The following is a 19,526-nucleotide window of genomic DNA, read 5'->3' as shown; positions in this document are numbered from 1 at the left end:
TGTAGTGTAGACCCCTAAAAAAGTCTACCTTCAGGGTATGTTTTTGTATTATTAAGAAACTCAACTAGAGAAATACATATAGCGTTTTCTTCGTTTGCGACTAGGTTTAGCTCTTTATCCGACTTAACATCCTTTCTTTTAAGAAGAGGCTTAAAATGGAACAGAAGGATTTATACGAGGTATTAAAGATTTATTATAAAGAGAGAATCGATACAGGAATGGCTACCTTTCAAACAGAGGTGCCAAGTGAACGTGAATGGGACGAAGGACATCATGCAAAATTGCGTTTAGGTAGGGTTTTGGACACTCCAATCATCTATCTTTGCCAATAATACATCAAGTATTCTATTACATAAAAAGATGGGCTTTAGAATTGTTGGTACGAGAGAAAGAATTGTGTGACTTTAAGTATATCTTTGCCGATTTGGCATGGATATACTTAATTTTATTTTTGGTGAAAATATACTTAATAATGGAAACAATTAAAAAGAAATAATTTCACCGTCTTCAGGAATCAATACTGAACCACTTAGATCCTGTTCCTTAAGAAAATCGGATAGTTGCTTTCGGCTCAATTTACAGTGGTTAATAGTATCTAGATGCACTGCAAGTAGCTTAGTTTTCGGAGATAGCTGAGCAATGCGAGCAATATCCTCGCGTGTCATTGTAATAATAGTTCCCCATATCATTTCTGCCTCTGAGGCATTCAAAAGAGCAACATCAGGCGATAAATCTCGAAAGGTTTTTTCAATATTTGGTGTATAAATACAGTCACCTACGATATAAATAGAACCTTCCGACATCGTATTCAAGTAAAAACCAGAAACTGTCCCTAGTATCTTACCAGTAATGCCAGGAGCATGCGGTCCCTCAATTCTCCTCATTTGAATTCCTTCCCATTCATAATAGTCATTAATTGCTATTATTTTCTTGAATCCAGCTTTTTGAACAAAGCTTTGGTCCCTAGGGCTACAAAATACAAGAGTTTCCTTATTCAAGATGGATATTGATTTCGTATCCCAATGATCAAAATGACGATGTGTTAGAAGGATAGCATCTACATCTTCGAAAATGTGAAGTGAAACAGTCAATGAAGTCAATGGATTTCTGCGATAATTTCTAGTGAAAGGGACAGGTGAAAGTTTACCGGCTTCACTCAACATCGGATCAATCAGTAATCGTTTTCCATTTATTGAGATAATTGATGTAGCATGTCGAATATGCTGTACTGAAATGGGCATAAAAGCATCTCCTCTAAACAATTTAGTGACTACAAAAATAAATTTGTATGTATCTTCCAAAAAAATATTTGTTTTCTTTTCAAAAATATATGAACCTAGCGTTAAAACACAAGTGAAAAATTGCAAGCCATCCAAAACAGTTTTTGGGTTCAGTTCAACTTTGTTCAAAATGAGATTCATTTTTAGCAGTAAAATCAATTAAAGTATAGCTTTTTTGGTCAATTTTTTTATTAAACTAACAAAAATACTTGCAACACCAATTGTAGTACTGTATAGTACTAATTATGACAAAGGTAAAATTAATGAATCAAAAACGTGTAATTGAAGTAGCTGCAACATTATTTTTAGAAAAAGGGTTTGCTTATACAAGCATGGATGAATTAGTACGTGTAAGCAAAGTTTCAAAGTCTAATGTGTATTATCACTTCTCTAATAAGGAAGAATTGTTGGAAGGGGTCGTTGATTATTGGATTGAAATGTATCAATCTGCAATAGATGACTTACTAGCTCAAAACCATTTATTAGTTGAAGATCGTATCCAACTGTTTTTAAAGCAAATATCACAAGGAGTTCAGACGAGAGAATATAACGGGAGCTGTCCATTTATTACGCTTTATATTCAAAGTCCTACAAATGCCACAAAAGTAAAAGAAAAAATAGGTCTTTTTTTTAAAGGCTTACAAACGAAAGTTTCTCTATTCCTTCAACAAGGGGTAGAGAATGGTGAATTTAGAAAGACAATAAATATTGACGAGGTTGCATCTCTTTTTATTACAAATCTTGAAGGAGCGCTATTTATTTCAGAAACACTGGAGGATGCAACTGTCATCATGAAAACAGCAGATCATTTGTTTAACTTGCTTCGGTAAAAGAAGCATTTTTTTTACATCAAATTAGTACTACACAGTACTACTAGGAGGATTTTTATGAGAACAGTATTTTTAACGGGTGGAACAGGTTTTATTGGAAAGCAATTAGTGAAGGAATTAGTCAAAGAGGATGTGAACATTCTTCTTTTAGTGAGGTCGAAAAGTAAAGCAACACACATTTTTCAGGAAAGAGGCATCTTAAAAGAGGAAAATATGCACTTTATTGAAGGTGATTTAACGAAAATAGACTTAGGTCTAAGTGCTGAAGATAAGGAGTTGGTATTGAAAACGGATGTGATTATTCACGCAGGAGGCTCCATGGATATTCAAGCGACAAACAAAGAGGCAACTTCTGTATTTTTGAATGGCGCCAAACATATTAGTGAATTCGCTAAAAGTATTCATCAATTGAAGGGCTTGCAGCAATTTATTCATGTTGTAGGTTATATGAGTCCCTTTGATGATAAAAATAGCAAGATTGCAATTGATGTGTTTAAAGAAGGAAACAATTATTTGAAAATAAAAAATCCATATGAGAAAACAAAATTTTTAGCAGATCTTTATATCCGTCAACAGGCATCAGCAGTAGGTTATCCGCTGTCTGTCATTAATCCGCCAACTGTGGTCGGTAGTAGTAAAACAGGGAGTACAGAGCAGATAGCAGGATTAGGTTTGCTTGTGACAAGTATGCGAAGAGGGCTCATGCCAGTGATTCCTGGAGGTAAGGGATATAGGTTGCCACTTATTTCAAACGATGAGTTTGCGAAGTTTATTGTGCAGGTTTTCAAATTGGAGCAGCCGGCTATTCAAACATATACACTTGTTGAAGACAAAGAGAACGATCCGAACATTGCTGAATTATTAAGTGTTATGTCGGAAAGTATGAATATGAGGGCACCAAAAATCTCTGTTCCAATGCCGCTTATGAAAACAATAATGAAAAGTGGAGTAAGTAAAATAACAAACATTCCTTCTGATGGACTGAATTTTATGACAAAACGAACATTTTCAAATGTTTCAGTGAAAAACATGATGGGGGGAGATTGGTTTAAGAAGACGAGTGTCATGAACTTTTTCCCTGCCGTAGTAGCTGATCTGGATTATCGATTGATGTATCAAAATGGTGAGCATCATCATTTATTTGAGCGAACATTATGCGATAACAATACCCTTTACCAATTACAAGGAGAGGGGAAACCGTTTATTTTATTACATGGTTTATTAAGTGATGGAGAGGATTTATTTCCTTTAGGGAAAGAGCTTCATGAAAAAACGGGTCGACCTGTATGGATCTTGGACCTTCCAGGTTTGGGACGTTCTCCTTTTAAACGAGAGAAAAATCTTTTAAATATCTATTTGAATGTAGTGAAAAAGTTATTGGAGAAAGCTACTAACGGTGCCCATCTAATTGGCCATTCATTTGGTGCGTATATTCTTTTGGAAGCATTAGTACAAAAGTACATAGATAAGAAGTATACAATTACTTTACTTCAGCCACCTATTGCTAAAAAAAATGCTAAATCGATAAATGTTCCTCAATTTATGAACAAATGGACATTGAAATTGGCAACTACTAATTTGATAGAGCGATATTTATTAAGTAATGGTTTATTTGAAAGTATAGAGAGCATCCCTGAACATTATATTGAAAAAATAAATAAAAGTTTTACTTCTCCTAGAATTTTAAATACTACCGTTCAGCTTAACAGTTTACTATCGAAAAACGTTCAAGGTGATTTCAATGAAGTAACAAAGTATAATCTTCACATTATTTGGGGGGATTCTGACAGAGGCTATTCTGCTCCTTCGCATCTGGGTAAGGTTGATTTTGTTCCATATGGTCATCATTTTCCTCTTAACCATCCGAGTGAAACGGCTAATTTGGTAATAAAAAATAGTAGTACTAGCAGATGAGAGTGTGGGATAAATAAAAAGCGTGTAGTAAGATCGTTGTGTCTTTGAAATAAAGTCGCCTTGTGAAGAAATATACTTAAACTCCCATGAAAGAACGTAATAATCTTTCATAAAACAAACAGATTATTTATGTTGCATGTAGTCTTGCCATTAATTCCCTAGTGCTGATTATTGGTGCTAGTGTAATAAATTCAATGCTCATAGCCATTCTCCTTTGTGCATTTAAAAGTTTAGCTCCAATTTGTGCTTTTGCAGTATGGAATTGACCATACATTAGTCCAATATTTCTCTAGTCCACATACCCATAACTTGGCTATATGTAGCTAGTTCAGCAGCAATGTCACCGGGTGCGTTCGTTGAATAAGAAATATAACAACTTATTATTCATTTTTTAAGGGATGTATAATTATTGAATGTAAATTGAAACAACTTAAAGAGCTTTGCTACTTCTTATAGATTGTAGTAAGGCTCTTACCTTTTTAATTAAAATTAAATAACTTTATTAATTCAAATCAAAAGAAGATTACAAACATTTATCTCAATAAAAATAATTACCTTTAACTCAACTAACGGCGTCTTAGTAGAAAAATTTTGAGATTTTATGTTGTCCTTCCTCTTCTACCTAAACATTTTTATCTGCTTATACATTAAATAAAGTAAGTCATATTGATTCTATGATTAACAATGACTATGGGATTAAATTATTGATAAGGAGGCAATTAATTTGAAATTAAAAAAGTTTATTGATGCATTACCGATTCCACCTACTATTAAACCAGCTGGAATACATGATGGAATCCCTTACTATGAGGTGGTGATGCAGCAGATAAAACAAAAGCTACATCTGGCCTTACCACCGACAACAGTTTGGGGATATAATGGTTTGTATCCCGGGCCAACATTTGATGTTCTCAGGGACCATCCCATTCTTGTAAAGTGGGAAAATAAACTACCTTTTACACACCTTCTGCCAGTGGATACTACTGTTCACGGTGCTGAACCTAGTCAACCTCCTGTGAGAACGGTAGTTCACTTGCATGGGGGACGTGTTCGCCCTGAAAATGACGGATATCCAGAGGCATGGTTTACCAAAAACTTTGAAAACTTTGGCAGCAAATTCGTGCATGAAGTTTACTACTATCCGAATTGTCAGCGTCCGACAACTCTCTGGTATCACGACCATGCCCTTGGAATTACTCGATTAAATGTTTATGCCGGGTTAGCAGGGTTTTACCTTATTCGAGACAAGGAAGAGGAAAAACTAAATCTCCCCAAAGGAGAATTTGAAATTCCATTAGTTATCCAGGATCGTTCCTTCTATGATGACGGTCAACTCTTCTATCCTTCCCAGCCCGGACAAAAACCACCACCTGCACCACAACCACCACCTCCAATAGATCCTGATCTTCCGAATCCATCGATTGTTCCGAGTTTTGTTGGAGATACAATTTTAGTCAATGGAAAAATATGGCCCTACCTTAGAGTTGAACCGAGAAAATACCGATTTCGAATCCTCAATGGTTCTAATGCCCGTTTTTACCGTATGCGATTGAGCTCTGGTCAAGATTTCGTTCAAATTGGTACGGATGGCGGATTATTAGAAAAACCTGTAATGGTTTCTGAAATCATACTGGCTCCAGCAGAACGAGCAGATGTAATCATTGATTTTTCAAAACATAGGGGGCAGAATATCATACTGACAAATGATGCTCCGGCACCTTTTCCTGATGGAGTTCCTCCTTCTCCAGATCTTTCGCAAATTATGGAATTTAAAGTTAAACAAAAATCTTCCAAGCCGGATACAAGTACAGTACCAGAAAGATTAAGTTGCTTTGAAAAACTCGAACCTAAAGATGCTATATATGTAAGAAAAAACGTTTTAGTTGAAACTACTGATGAATATGGCCGACCGTTGTTTGAACTCAATAACAAGATGTGGATAGATCCTATTACAGAAACACCATATAATGGAACAATAGAAATTTGGGAACTTTATAATTTAACCACAGATACCCATCCGATACATTTGCATCTAGTGCAATTCCAAATTCTCAATCGAGCGCCAATTACCGTGGATGAAAATGGGAATATCATTAAAGTAGGGAAAGCAAAGAAACCGGATCTGAATGAAATGGGTTGGAAAGATACCGTACGTGCAAACCCTGGAGAAGTTACCCGAATCATTGCACGTTTTGGGCCGTTTACCGGAACATATGTATGGCATTGTCATATCATTGAACATGAAGATCATGATATGATGCGTCCGTACCAAGTACTTCAAAATCATAATTTTGATCCATGCATCCCTATTCCAGGCGTATGCCGGGACGATTCATTTACCCAGTGCTGCGATCATAGCCATAAAAATTGTGACTGTAAAAAGTATCATGACGAGGATGAGCCAAGTTCTCATCACCATTTCCTTAAAGAGGATCACGGAGATGAGTGAGTCAAGTTCTTATCACCAACACTTTGATTATATTATTGTCGGAACCGGACCTGTTGGTGCTCAAATGATAAAGAAACGTCTGTTCTAATTCTTGAAGCAGGGGAAAATAATGAAGAATGCTACTGATTTTTCACTGGTACTCAACCTGATTGTTTTTTAGACTTTGTTATAATTCGCGAAAATAATATTCAATATTATTGGACATTCCCATACTATGGGTTGGATTTCTACAAATACACAACTTGAAGTTACAATTCATGAAGGTTTACTTACTTGTCATGTTGATATAATTCATGAACAAGAAACCCTACAGAGTTAAGTCTGTAGGGTTTCTTGCTACTTTGTTATAGTTAAATGCGAATTTACAAAGTTAAGTCTTCTCATTAGCGATTACTGCATTTTTAGTCATTTTTTATATCTGAGAAAAATTTATAATTTACTCTACATTTTTTAGAAGGGTAGTCCTCTAACCCTCGTATAATCATACGTTCCAACATTTTTAATACAATTATTTTCATGTACTAATATTTCCTCCAAAAAAAAAACAAAATGAAAACCTAATAAAACAAGGCTTAAATTAGTAGGTCGATAAAAATAACAGTTGCTTTATTTTATTGAAGATGTGACTACAATTGAGCCTAGTACTTTTCTATAATTGGCTAAAATAACGTGATGGATGTCAGGAAACAAGAAGACAAATTGAAGAATTACTTAAGATTGATGATATGTTGGAAGCTGAGCGAAAGGCTCAACGTGAAGCTTAGTATAAAAGACAACAACAGGAAAATGAGCGCATTGAAAGATTGTTGCAGGAGAAAAGAGAGAAGGATGCCAAACTAATTGACGCAGTAAAAGCACAACTCAGCTATGGAGCGACATTCAATGATATAGCATATTCACTTGTATTGAACGGTCAGAATAGTGCGGTGGCAATTAGTAATATAATGGCTAATGATTTTGGCTAAAGAATTTCTATAGGTGTAATGAAGAGACCTTATATTTATATGGATGTCTTATTGGCTTTAAAGAAACAAGTGGATAACGGAAATTTAATCATGGATGAATCATCAAACATTGAAGATTGTATTTTCATAGTAGTGATAAAACTGAAGAAGTGCAACAACAAACTCTTTCACTGTTTTAATTCGCAAGCTTAGAATTTACAGTGACTATCAAATTATTATTTTAAAGATACAATACAATAGTTAATTTAAAAAATCATGGAAAATAGTTTTAAATTTCAGGATGAAAAGAATTTAGGAAGTGGAAATTTAGTTATTAAAACAGTATTTCTACATATAAATTTTTGTTATCCAAAACTAATCTGAAATGAAATGGTAAAATAAGTATGAAAAAACGTCTAATTATTATTGTAATTAAGTGAGAAACGTACCAAGCAAATTTTCGATTTTAAGAAGACATCAAAGTCTAAACTTTTTTGATAATGAAGTAAAGTTTAGACTTTGATGTCCATGTACAAGGTACAAGCAATTTTGTCTCACTGTTTATAGTATACTTTTTACTGATACACAACTTCCTATAATTTATATTATGTAAACTAAAATTATTTGGCGTGGAGGAGGGCTTGGATATGTCAACTACCCATAATATTTGTACTTTTCGACTTGTAATTCTTAAGTTCCTTATAATTTTCATGTGAACGATAACTCTCCTTTTTTACGATAATGGGATGATTTTGTACGGATAATAATTATTGTTTAATACGATATCTGGAGGTTTTATACTTGCAACTACATGCTGCCATTGATGAATTTGTTTTGTATATCGAGATTGAAAAAAATTACTCAGTTAATACGGTTACGAGTTATGAATACGATTTACAACTCTTCTTAAGCTTTTTAAAGGATCATGGCTGTTCAACCTGTTTAAATGAGATTACCAAGACCCAAGTACGTCGCTTTATCCAGTATTTATTAGGATCATTAAAACAAAAACCTCGTTCGGTGAACCGAAAAATTTCTTCTTTAAAATCATTCACCAAATATTGTTTACAGGAACAACATCTTGCTAATGATTTTACGCGCGGGATTGAATCGCCGAAGACCGATGATAAGCTTCCTGTCTATATGACATTAACGGATCTAAAACAGCTATTTGACTATTTAGAACGCGCCCAATCACGTTTTTCAAAGCGAAATGAGCTAATGTTTAAATTATTAGCAACAACAGGTCTAAGACGTTCTGAACTTGTTTCATTAACATGGGAACAAGTTGATCTGGTAAATGAAACGATTCGAATTGATGGAAAAGGAAAAAAAGAAAGGATATTGCCCCTTCATCCACACTTAATACCGCTTCTGGAATCCTATAAAACTTCTTTAAAATCATATCAAATTTATCCAACAGAACCTGTTTTTCTAAATAAAAATCGTAAGGCATTAGATCCGCGGGGGTTACATGTCATCTTCAAAGATGTGCTGAAAAAGGCAGGCCTCCCACCTACCCGCTTCACGCTACATCACTTGCGGCATACTTTTGCAACATTGATGTTGCAGCAAAATAAAGAAAACGTTGATTTGCGAACACTACAAGAACTCCTTGGCCATAAAAGCATTACATCAACCCAAGTCTATACACATGTTGAGTACGAACAGAAAAAGAAAGCAATTGATTCCTTTAGAATATTTTAATTAATTTCCTTTAATAAATAGGAGCTAATTACCCAAATACGTGTAGTTAGCTCCTATTTATTTATTATCATAACCGTAAAATACGTTGGATAAATAGGCTGATAATGGTTATTGGTTGGCTGCGGTAGCAAAGGATAATTTAATCATGTGAAGGCTTTGTAAAACTTCCTGGTTGAAGTCTCTTAAAGAGTGCGTTATTAATACCCTTTATTAAGATCATTCAAAATAGACATCAGTTGGTCCATCTGTATTGATGTTGCATTTATTTGTGATTGTTGATTGAACACCATACCCGGTTGTAGTTGTGATGGTACCATTTGTTGCAGTGTGCCATATGGCATTTGATGCGGTGTTACTGTCTGCTGTATGGGCATTTGCAAGTTTTCCATGATTTGCGATAAAGGCTTCGCGATAATTTGCTTCTTAAAATGAAGAAAATATTCTTCATTATTGTGAAGTTGATGTTGAAAAGCGAGTTCTAATTTTTTAGACACATCTTGGAAATCTAATTTAAGATTATATTTTATATCAAGTTCTAAAGCGGTTTCTAATACCGTTTCTAGAAGGATTTGAGCAGCCTGTAATCGTCTAATATGCACGTCAAAACGTAAAAGATATGGATCTAATGAGTCATAGTTTTTAGTAGAATGTAATAATAGAAATTTAATCGTTTCACGAGGAACCCCCATTTCATCAAATAAAGTTGAAATCGTGTAACGAAATGCGTGAGGAGAAAAAAATTGTTCTGTTTTAATCACTTCTACTCTTTCTTCATTATTAATTGGATTTTTCTTTTCTATCCAATTTAAATGTTCACATATTTTGTTCGTAATATAGTTCATTTGTTTGTTTTCTAGAGGGTTTCCTTTTAACCCATATAATAAGGAATCTTCAGGGTCAAGATCTTTAATATGCTCTACAAGTAAAGACATCATTTTAGGTGGCAGTGGCAAGAAAAAATCTTTATTTTTTCGGTTCCCTTTTTCTTTTTTCTTAGATATCTCATTTCCCTTTCCTTTTTCACGATTTCGTTTAAATTCTATCCCATTTTTTTGAATAGCTACTGAATTAACCGTTAACTTTTTTAAAGATGTAGAACGTAATGCAGTGTAGATTTCAATTAAAATAGGGATCAGAACATTTACTCCATTATTTTGTAATTCATACGCAGCTTTATAAACGGTGAATAATTCCTCTAAATTTAAGGCTCTTGAGTGATGTTCGTCAGCATAATCTTCAATAGCATCTATAGCGGCAAAAGGATTGCTATTAATGATCCCTAGGTGATTAAAGTGAGAATATAAAGATGATAAGGTTGATATTTTTTGATTAACGGTTTTAGGACTAAACTGCTCTTCCATTCGTTTAACCCATTCCAGCAAATAATCATATTTTACATTTTCAATTATTGGATCAATTTCGTTATTTTCCATATCCAATACAAATTCTTTTATATTCCGTTCATATGCTCCATTTGTAGAGGCAGACCAACTCTTTGCACTTCTGTATTTTTCAAATGCGATGTATAAAGGGGTTTTGGGTGTGATTTTAATATCTGACAATTAGGTTTCCTCCTTATATAACAAAAAACCCCAAGCTAAATACAACTATCAAACGTATATATTACGTTTAACAATTTATAAGCTTGGGGTTTCCCCTTGTTATATATAAATTTATTATTTTTTCTTTAATATGAATATCTTAACATTTTTTAATTATTTGTCAATACTTTTAGATTACGTCTAATAGATAAAGCTTTTAATTGTTATTCTAGTGATAGATAAGCCTTAGTTGTTATCTCCTTATCCCCCTTTTACCCCGTACCTGCGCGTTTCACAGCATTCGGCGTCCCATAAATTCTATAAGTAGCGAAAACGCTCAGAATTAACTCTAAGCGTTTTTGTTTTGTATATAACCTACAATTCAAATTTAACTGCAACAACCTGTTTAATTTAATCAACTTAAATAATAATGTTCGTATTTTATTAGGTCTTAGAAGTATCCAGTCGATGGACACACAGCAATTTCATTGGTTAAATACGAATGTTTAAAATATCTATAATTAGAATTGTTCGTTAATTAACTTGTTGCTGGATTTTTATAAACAATCGTCTCAAATTAGATATCAGTTTAATCCGCTTCTTTCCAAACGCTGTTTCTTGTTTAATTCAAACTAACAAGGAAAAGTATTACGCGCAGACGAATTGAAAATAGAGCAGATGAACGACCACCCACCTCGATTCGTATGAACACAATTTCACAGCACCCTATCTTCTATATTACGCCATCTTTGAAAAGAGATACTATAGTTGTTTATTTATGATTTTACAAATGCAATAACCACCTATCGATAAATTTGATAGGTGGTTTAAACTTTATTATTTAAATTCAAACTAATGGATGTATTTTTTTTGAGACTCTATAAACATTTCCATTAAACTTTTTTAGCAGTTCATCAAAGATATCGGATCTCATTACTAGCTCAAAGCCTGACAATCTAAACGTTTCTTCACTTAATTCTGTACCTATTAAATCATAATCCCGATTTCTGTAAAATACCGCAACTTCATTATTTTGATCCAGTAAATCAAACGCACTCGGAAAGTCTGCTGCTTTTAGGTTTAATGCATTTATAATCGAATCTTCCAATTTTAATAATCTATGTTCTCCAAAGTCATTATAAACTGTGCCGTAGGATGATAAATAAATTACTGGGGGCTTTGGTAAATCATGTTCAAATGCTTCATCTATATACCACCAATCTATATCTTCTACCTTCTTAAACGGCATTTTAATAGATCTAATATCTGCAAAATCAATACTTACAAGACCACTATAAACCTTCTTTATACTCTGCATGTTTGACAAGTAACCTTCTTCAAGAATTACTTCATTTTGAATACTAGCAATTGTGACCCAATCTTCAAATCCCTCGATATTTGAATTCTTTGGAATGTGATTTTCTAAATCTATATCCATATTATATTTTCTGGATATCGAACTTTACTATATTTCATCGATATTGGAATTCTTAAATCGCTAACCATGTGCGATAGTATTAAGGGATTGACATTACCAAATTTCAATACTTCTCTATTTAAAACTTGTTTGTAAATTTCATTTTCTATTCCCCAATAATGCACTTTAGGTAGTATCCTCTCTCTTGTACTACTGAAAGCCCTATATAGACTTTGCATCTTTTCAACATAGACCACATTACTCTCATTTATTTGGACGTACTGACCTAAGTGCAGGGGCTTACATTCAACAATTTAGTCTGCCTCCTACTTCTGGATCTCATTTTAAGAGTAAATTCATCTATTTCTCAAAATTTTTCTATTCAAAAATACGCATGAATTTTCTTCCAATCTGATTTACATTTTCTTAAAAATATTGTTAGCAACATATTTATATGGCCTTAAAATATCGAATTTTCACTGCTAAAATATTTACACACATAACACACAGTCACAAACATATTAGGCTTAAATGTCCCCCATCATTGAACCTTAGATTGTGTTTGTATGTGCGTATTGTGTGTTTGCCCAACATTTTATTTGGAAACAATTATTAATAATCATTAAATAAGGAGGATTAATCATGCTAAATGATAATAATGGGTATGTAAGTATAAATGAGGCTACAAAATTTATAGAACCTGACCGTCGAAACATTTCCTATATCATCACGAAAGCGGAATTTTCGTCGCAAATAAGAATAACTAAAGGTAAAACATTAATTCCCAAAGTATTATTAAATCAGATTGAGGATTATTATGAGCAGAATAAGGCTCTTTTCGATAAATACAGCAAAAGTGATGATCATATTAGTACATTACTAATGTCTAGATATTTAGGTATTACTTTTGAGGAACTAATAGAGCAAATACATGAAGGAAAGTGGGACGGGAAACATGTATGTATTCCAAAACTCACTCCACCTGTCAAAAAAGATCAAAATCATTTTAACTACTTTTTTATTCGATCTTTAACCATCAAACATTTTAAAACTATTAACGAAATAGCTACAAAAAATAAAGATATTATCGTAACAAGAGAAACAATATTTAGATATGCGAGAAAAGGGTTGTTACCTCAACCTATTCACCTAAAAGGCTCAAATTTATACGATGAGAAGGAAGTATTAGCATCATTGTATAGTATAAGGAAAAGTCAAATATTATCTCAGAAAGAACATAAAGGAGGTATTATAGTTTCAAGATATAGCCTTTTAAATAATCACCAGAAAAATGCAATTGATAAATTTATTAATTTCAGAAGAAAAAATGGAATTATTGATTTTAATGGATTCCGTACTAAAGATACTATTGCACATATGGATAAAACACTTAAATCCATGAAAGAAATTATTTCAAGTGCCTTTGTTCTAATTATTAGTGGACGTTGTGGAATCGAAGAGGAAGTGATTGTGAATAAAAGTATAAATGAGGATATAATTGATGAATTTAATCCTGATGTTTTCGATTTTCTTTCAATTAATGTAGAAGATTATTTTTCTTTATCCTCAAAAAGAAAAAAGTGACACTAAAAAATTATCTATTAAACTTAAAACAATTCTATTACTTCTATTTACAACAGCTAGAATTAGAAGCTGTCATTAGTGAAGAAAAACATAGGGAGTTTTTAGCCTTAAATTTACGGGTTAAGCAATTTTTAAATCAATTTCCTAGAGAGAGAAAAAAATGGTTTACGCTTGATGAATCTAAAGCAAAAAAATCCTTTCTAACACCTGAACAATTGATAAAAGTAAGAGATCTAATTCTAACTGACCCTGTTTCTAGAAATTCCACAATGAATGCTACTATTTGGCAGTTGGGATGTACAACTGGTTTAAGGCCAGAAGAAATGGAACATGTCCGTATTGAGCATTTTCTTTTAGATGAACTAGGATTTTTAAAATTAAATGATAGAGGTTGGGGAATCTTAAAATTACCAACTGAGGCATCCAAGCATGAAAATTCACCTTCTCATGTTATTTTTGGAACACCTATTCCAAAGGAAACAGTAACACAAATTAACAGGTACTTACAAAAACTTTACTTAAAACAAGGTACTTCAAACAAACCAGGATCTGGTTATCTCTTTAGGCCTAACCCCGCATTTCCCGATATGCCCTATAATAAAATAGATAAAAGTTTTTTAGTTAGAATAAGACCATTATTAAATTTCCTAACACCTGAACAAACTGAAAACTTTGTTCTAAAATCATCTCGACATTCTATGAATAACATTATTTCTAAAACTCATCTACCAGTACTAAGATTTAATGGGGAAATTCAAAAAATTGCTGCACAGTATCAGATGAGGCATAAGCCAAAAGATACTACAATTGGGGATGATTATTACTCTGCATTAATTACAGAAGATGATTTTTATAAGGTACTTGATTTATCTATTAATTTTCCGTGGAATCAAGAACAATTAGAACTATGGGAAATAAAACAAGGATATAAAAAAGCCACAAATAATGAAATAAAATTACAACAAGATAATCTAATTATGGAAGTACAATCAAAAGAGGTTTCTGAACGTATTAATCAGATTGAAAATCGGCTGTCAGAATTAAGGACAAGACCGAAAACAATAAGTGTAAAAGAGTGGACCATCGAAGTAAATAAGTTAAAAAAAGAAAAAATTGCATTAACAATTTAAGATGGAGGAAAATTAATGAATAGTAACTCAAAAGATGACGAACAGTTATTTTGCGACATTAATGAAAATATTAATATACCAAGAATATTTGAAATTTTGGATGATGATTTATATCTAACACCAAAGGATATTAGTGAACTTATAGGAGTACATCCTGAAACGGTACGAAGATGGTGTCGTAACAAAAAATTACGAATTATTGCTCCGAGCGGCCGCTATAAAATACTTGGAAAAGATCTTAAAGAATTTTTATTTCGATTGTATATCAATAAAAATCATAACAAAAAAAGACCTCATAAACTCATGTGTTTATGAGGTCTTTTTCTCAAAATACTGCAACAATTCATTGAACTTCAATTCAATATTATTTAACTTTTCCTTCATTTCAGGTGATTGTTTTATTAAATTTTGTATCATTAAATTAATCTTCTTTTTCTCTCTTTTTGGATTATATATTCTTGTTTTTAAAATATGTCCATTATTAAAATATCTAATAAGACTTAATAGATTTCCATTATTGCAACATTTAGAGCATTTCCAATTTGTTGTATTTGTACACATTTGAACTTCGTCAAAGCATTCAAAGCATGGAAATAGGATAATCTGCTCTTTAGAATTGTAAATGTAATCCACCTTATGTTCTTTAAAAAGTGATAAGATGGCATTTTCTTTTCCCATTCTTAGCGCTCCCATCTTGGTGTTACTTTTGATCGCTTCATAAAAATTTTAAAATCTTCCCCAACAATAATGTACTTGTTACCAAAACAATACGATGGTAATTTCCCCTGCCTGCACCATCTTCTTACACTCTCAACATGCATACCAACTAATACTGCAATATCCTCTGGATTTAGAATTTCTTCATCGGGTAATTCAAAAATCTCATGAATTTTTATATTTTTTAATTCTTTATTAGACATATCATCTGCTCCTTCCCTCATTAAACATTTTAGACAAAACAGACAACATTTATACCTTTCACATAACAAACAGATGTAATATTATGTAAGCTGAAGTGGCATTCTAAACCAATCTTAAATACCTCACCTTCTCTATTCAAAATTAGATAACCCCGTCCTAAATTTAGAACGGGGTTATACTTATTTAAGCTTTAAAATAAAATGAATTTATTGATATTATACTTATAAATCCTTTTTCAATGCTCTTACATAGTAATTTTTATTCTTTGTATCCATAAGGAAATATTGGTGAGGAACATGTGAAAATTCAGCCTATGTTTCCTCTTCCCTATATCTCTTCCCATGCACTCTTGATAAATATCTTTTTTGTTCCTAGAATATTGTTTTTTAAGGCTGCTTCCATAGACTGTGTTAATTTATAACCATTCAATTGATACTCCCGATAGAATTTCCCCGAGCAACTAAGTGAACAAAATTTACTTTTGAAAAAGTACTTTTTCAATTGATACATTTTCCTTTTTTCAAAAGTTCTAGTTTTACCGCAATCAGGGCATTTATATAAAACTACATTTTTACCATATATATCACGACTTAGGCATTTATTGATTAAATCACGTTTCCTCTTTAAATACATTGGAGGATCCCATGAATATAACCATTTTGCAATAGCGTGAACAGAAGCGGGGCCACCATAAGATAATGCATAGGTGTTTTTATTCTTTCGTACAGTTACAGGATTTACGCCTAATTCAGTTTCAAAAATGACCTTTATTTCCATCATCATTGCTTGTGTGCCGTTAAAAGTCAATTGCGGCATCCCAGTGGACTTTTTAATACTAATTGAACCATCTCCATCAAATACCCCTAAAATAAATGGTCGATGATCCCAGACCTGTTCTAGTGGGTATTTAAGTTTAAAGGTTTTTTGATTCTCTAGACCATATTTTAATAAATCCGAGTAAATGATTTTACTGCCAAATGTGATTCTTGAATATTCCCTTCCCTTTGTATAATCAGGTTGAATTGGAGCTTCTGATTCAATTAAATTCTTGAGGTACTCTAAGATATAGGCATCTCTTTTTTGAATCTTAATTTTTAAACCAGCATGATTTTTTTCATCATATGAAAATACGTGACCATCACTATATATCCAACCAAGAAAATAAAGCTTTTCTAACGTATCTAACTTTTCAAAGAACTCTTCGTTTAATGGGTACTTTCTTGCCTTGTAAGTAAAACCTTCACTGACTAAACACCTTTTGATAACCCCATGGGTAGTCTTGTATTGCCATGCAATTTCTCTTAAACTCATTCCTTGTTCTTGATGTAATTCATTAAACATTTCAATGTCCTTCTGATTAAATCTTTTGTTAAACATATTCTATCTCCCCTTCAAATGTTTGTTATTAGCAATGTTGACAGGAACATAGAAAAATATACTATCTAAATTAATTATTTCTTGAAGTTTCATATTTTTTAGTAGTTTAAACCATAAAAAAAGACCATCAAAATGATGGTCCTACCTCAACAAACCGTTTAGTACAATTTGAACAATATTTACTTATCTAAGTACCATTCTTTTTCTGATGTAGCATTCGGCGTGTCAATTAAGTCAAATAGGGATTGTCTTATATGTTCCCTGTACAGAAAAAACACAGAGACTAACCTCTGCCTTTCCTTACTTATTAGTGAATTCTAATCCTACTATGGTATCTCGGATATTTTCAAGATCTTTTACTAATACTTCTCGTGGCTTACTACCATCAGGTGGAGAAACAACACCTCGCTCTTCCAAAGTCTCAACTAATCTAGCAGCCCTTGCATAACCAATTCTAAATTTTCTTTGTAACATTGAAACGGAAGCTGTTTGCTCTTTAATAACTAGCTCAATTGCATCCTGAAGGAAGGAATACTCATCATCAGTTTTTATATATTTATTCAATTTTGGGTTATCCATTTCCTCTTTACAATCATCATTGCATTGTGACTTGATATTAGAAATAAAAACTGGTTCTGATGTAGTATTTGTAAACTCTTTTAAAAGATGTTCTGCCTCATCTATACACCTAGCATTTAATGTGAAAAATCTGTCTTTAGAGTCCTCTATTTGTTTTTCAACAAGCAAATTTAACTTTATTAAATCTTTAATTCCTTGTTCAATAATACCAATGTCTTCTTTAAAATGTTCAACAATTTGAGACATAGTAATATCAAAGTTATACCTTTGAATAAATACTAGTAAAGCCTTTGAGGTAGAGTTAATCTTTTTATTATGTAAAACACGATTTATTATAAAATCTATTACATCTGTGCTATTTTGGATAAATAATCGTTCATCTTTCAATTCATTAGCTGCTATATTAATTTCCTTTAAAAAGGTAAATGCACTTTTTTCCGTCATATGCGAAATTTTTAAAGCCTTTGAATCTGGCATAGAGTATTCTTTTTTTTTCAATAAAACAATCGTACTTGGAAAAACGCCCGTTTCAATACAATAACTCCCATTAAGAAATAAGGGAAAATAAATATAAGAAGATTTCATATATATACATCCTAAATTTTCTTTATCTATTTCAATTATTCTTGCTATTTCTTCCTCACAGTTTAAAATTTCTTTTAATACTGGCTTCCTGTTTGGTCTTACTATCAAAGCTGTTATAATCTTTTCCATCTGAATCTCTCCCCCTCAATATTTCTATTTCAAATATATGCAAGAGAATTGAGCAACATGTTTGGGAGTCTTTCAGTCAAGATATAGTTGCTTGAGTTATCAAAATACCTACCAAAAAAAGCATGCTAAATATAGCATGCTTCTATATGACCTCTTTGTTATAATCAATCCACTTTTCCATTTCTCGTTCTACTGCTCGGTTTTGCCATTCAAACCAAAGATCAACACATTCACTACAATGACTATCTACCCCATTTTTATTATGCATATCTTTACATGTAAATAAGGTCTTTTTACGACAACAGTAACAATAGATTATTTTTTCTTTATAAAATTCCATAGCTAGATCCTTTCTATTTTTTAAAAATTTTCCCCACTTTTAAGACAGTTTATTCAAAAGCATTGCACAATTGTTTGATTGGTAGTTACCTGGGGGCTTAATGAATTATTAGAGGATGCTGCTGCTGCTCATGAACTAGCCTCGTGAGCGAAATATTTTACTTGGTCGGTGATTTTTTAGGGTTAGTTTATTTTCTCTATATAGGTAAGTATTCAAATGTAATACCTGAATTGAAAAACTGCACCTCCAATAGTTAGATGGTATCTAACAATTAGAGGTGCAGTTCAGTATTTTAAATATAACTAGGGGGTTTTTAAAACTAGGAATTTCTTAGTATTTCATCTGTTAACTAAATCTTTCAAAGTCGAATTACATAATCGATAAATCACAGGCATAACATCTAAAGCTTCAACAAATTCAACTACTTGCCAGCTCTTTCATTTACATTTTTTCCTATTTGAATCAACAACTCATTTAAAATTAGGAATACTTCTATTTATATTTTGAGCTATTGCTATTGTACCAAGTTTAAATATAATATGTATTTTAATGTTCTCTGATTTTAACTTGAACGAAAATGACCTCCTAATTTAAACTCATGAAAGTTTTAAATAGGAAGTCTTTCCAAAAATAATTATTCTTTTCTGTTAAAACAAGATTAGGCCAAGTTTTACTAATTGTAGCCTGTCTAGGTGTTCCAGCACTTAGACTTTTTTAATGAAGATAATTTTAGCATATTGTTTTTTAATATTCCATTCCCAGCACTAGCGTCGCATTAATTTTAATTGAATTTTCTGTT

16 protein-coding genes are annotated in these 19,526 nt (G+C 32.3%); 8 read left to right on the top strand and 8 right to left on the bottom strand.

All coding sequences use genetic code 11. The features are described from left to right. The first annotated feature begins 155 nt into the window (after positions 1 to 155). Positions 156 to 332 carry a hypothetical protein gene (locus B2R82_RS12185; protein ID WP_286925115.1) on the top strand — a complete coding sequence of 59 codons (177 nt, stop codon included), beginning with the start codon at positions 156 to 158 and terminating at the stop codon, positions 330 to 332. 150 nt (positions 333 to 482) lie between these two features. Here the strand turns inward: B2R82_RS12185 and B2R82_RS12180 are convergent, their stop codons facing one another. After that, entirely contained in the window at positions 483 to 1,241 is a 759-nt protein-coding gene (locus B2R82_RS12180) for an MBL fold metallo-hydrolase (protein WP_286925114.1), read from the bottom strand. A gap of 302 nt (positions 1,242 to 1,543) precedes the next feature. On the opposite strand from B2R82_RS12180, the gene B2R82_RS12175 reads away from it, so the two are divergent. Both B2R82_RS12175 and B2R82_RS12170 read left to right on the top strand, forming a co-directional pair. Continuing rightward, positions 1,544 to 2,110: a TetR/AcrR family transcriptional regulator gene (locus B2R82_RS12175; RefSeq protein ID WP_286925234.1), complete on the top strand. Its 567-nt coding sequence runs from the start codon at positions 1,544 to 1,546 to the stop codon at positions 2,108 to 2,110. Positions 2,111 to 2,167: 57 nt separating this feature from the next. After that, positions 2,168 to 4,024 (top strand): alpha/beta fold hydrolase, encoded by a 1,857-nt coding sequence (locus B2R82_RS12170; RefSeq protein WP_286925113.1) that lies wholly within the window; start codon positions 2,168 to 2,170, stop codon positions 4,022 to 4,024. Positions 4,025 to 4,151: 127 nt separating this feature from the next. Here B2R82_RS12170 and B2R82_RS12165 read toward each other — a convergent pair whose 3' ends face one another. Beyond that, complete coding sequence (locus tag B2R82_RS12165) at positions 4,152 to 4,298, bottom strand: hypothetical protein (RefSeq protein WP_286925112.1); 147 nt, start codon at positions 4,296 to 4,298, stop codon at positions 4,152 to 4,154. Positions 4,299 to 4,748: 450 nt separating this feature from the next. Here B2R82_RS12165 and B2R82_RS12160 point away from each other — a divergent pair, with 450 nt between their 5' ends. After that, the gene (locus B2R82_RS12160; protein WP_286925111.1) at positions 4,749 to 6,473 is read left to right on the top strand and encodes a multicopper oxidase family protein; all 1,725 of its coding nucleotides are present in this window, start codon (positions 4,749 to 4,751) and stop codon (positions 6,471 to 6,473) included. A gap of 1,745 nt (positions 6,474 to 8,218) precedes the next feature. Beyond that, positions 8,219 to 9,124: a tyrosine-type recombinase/integrase gene (locus B2R82_RS12155; protein WP_286925110.1), complete on the top strand. Its 906-nt coding sequence runs from the start codon at positions 8,219 to 8,221 to the stop codon at positions 9,122 to 9,124. A gap of 197 nt (positions 9,125 to 9,321) precedes the next feature. Here B2R82_RS12155 and B2R82_RS12150 read toward each other — a convergent pair whose 3' ends face one another. After that, positions 9,322 to 10,686, bottom strand: coding sequence for a tyrosine-type recombinase/integrase (locus B2R82_RS12150; RefSeq protein ID WP_286925109.1), 1,365 nt, complete (start codon positions 10,684 to 10,686; stop codon positions 9,322 to 9,324). A gap of 826 nt (positions 10,687 to 11,512) precedes the next feature. After that, a complete protein-coding gene (locus tag B2R82_RS12145) occupies positions 11,513 to 12,103 on the bottom strand; it encodes a hypothetical protein (RefSeq protein WP_286925108.1) in 591 nt (196 codons plus the stop codon). Between the two features lie 621 nt (positions 12,104 to 12,724). Here B2R82_RS12145 and B2R82_RS12140 point away from each other — a divergent pair. The 3 genes from B2R82_RS12140 to B2R82_RS12130 are packed head-to-tail and all read left to right on the top strand — an operon-like array spanning position 12,725 to position 15,111. Beyond that, positions 12,725 to 13,666 (top strand): hypothetical protein, encoded by a 942-nt coding sequence (locus B2R82_RS12140; RefSeq protein ID WP_286925107.1) that lies wholly within the window; start codon positions 12,725 to 12,727, stop codon positions 13,664 to 13,666. Continuing rightward, positions 13,663 to 14,796 carry a hypothetical protein gene (locus B2R82_RS12135; RefSeq protein WP_286925106.1) on the top strand — a complete coding sequence of 378 codons (1,134 nt, stop codon included), beginning with the start codon at positions 13,663 to 13,665 and terminating at the stop codon, positions 14,794 to 14,796. The genes B2R82_RS12140 and B2R82_RS12135 overlap by 4 nt, the downstream gene beginning before the upstream one ends. 15 nt (positions 14,797 to 14,811) lie before the next feature. Next, a complete protein-coding gene (locus B2R82_RS12130; RefSeq protein WP_286925105.1) occupies positions 14,812 to 15,111 on the top strand; it encodes a helix-turn-helix domain-containing protein in 300 nt (99 codons plus the stop codon). Here B2R82_RS12130 and B2R82_RS12125 read toward each other — a convergent pair. The 4 genes from B2R82_RS12125 to B2R82_RS12110 all read right to left on the bottom strand — a co-directional run bounded on the left by B2R82_RS12125 (position 15,106) and on the right by B2R82_RS12110 (position 18,387). After that, positions 15,106 to 15,474, bottom strand: a complete 369-nt coding sequence (locus B2R82_RS12125) for a hypothetical protein (RefSeq protein ID WP_286925104.1) — start codon at positions 15,472 to 15,474, stop codon at positions 15,106 to 15,108. The genes B2R82_RS12130 and B2R82_RS12125 overlap by 6 nt on opposite strands. A 2-nt stretch (positions 15,475 to 15,476) precedes the next feature. Continuing rightward, positions 15,477 to 15,716, bottom strand: coding sequence for a helix-turn-helix domain-containing protein (locus tag B2R82_RS12120; RefSeq protein ID WP_286925103.1), 240 nt, complete (start codon positions 15,714 to 15,716; stop codon positions 15,477 to 15,479). A 328-nt stretch (positions 15,717 to 16,044) separates the two neighbouring features. Then, positions 16,045 to 17,094, bottom strand: a complete 1,050-nt coding sequence (locus B2R82_RS12115; RefSeq protein ID WP_286925102.1) for a hypothetical protein — start codon at positions 17,092 to 17,094, stop codon at positions 16,045 to 16,047. Between the two features lie 300 nt (positions 17,095 to 17,394). After that, positions 17,395 to 18,387 (bottom strand): DNA translocase FtsK, encoded by a 993-nt coding sequence (locus B2R82_RS12110; RefSeq protein WP_286925101.1) that lies wholly within the window; start codon positions 18,385 to 18,387, stop codon positions 17,395 to 17,397. Positions 18,388 to 19,526: the final 1,139 nt, after the last annotated feature.

This window comes from Lysinibacillus sp. UBA6686 (assembly GCF_002455205.1).
In the GTDB taxonomy this organism is placed as follows: domain Bacteria; phylum Bacillota; class Bacilli; order Bacillales_A; family Planococcaceae; genus Lysinibacillus; species Lysinibacillus pakistanensis.
The sequence above is the reverse complement of the archived record's forward strand: the minus strand, read 5'-3'. Positions and strand labels throughout refer to the sequence as shown.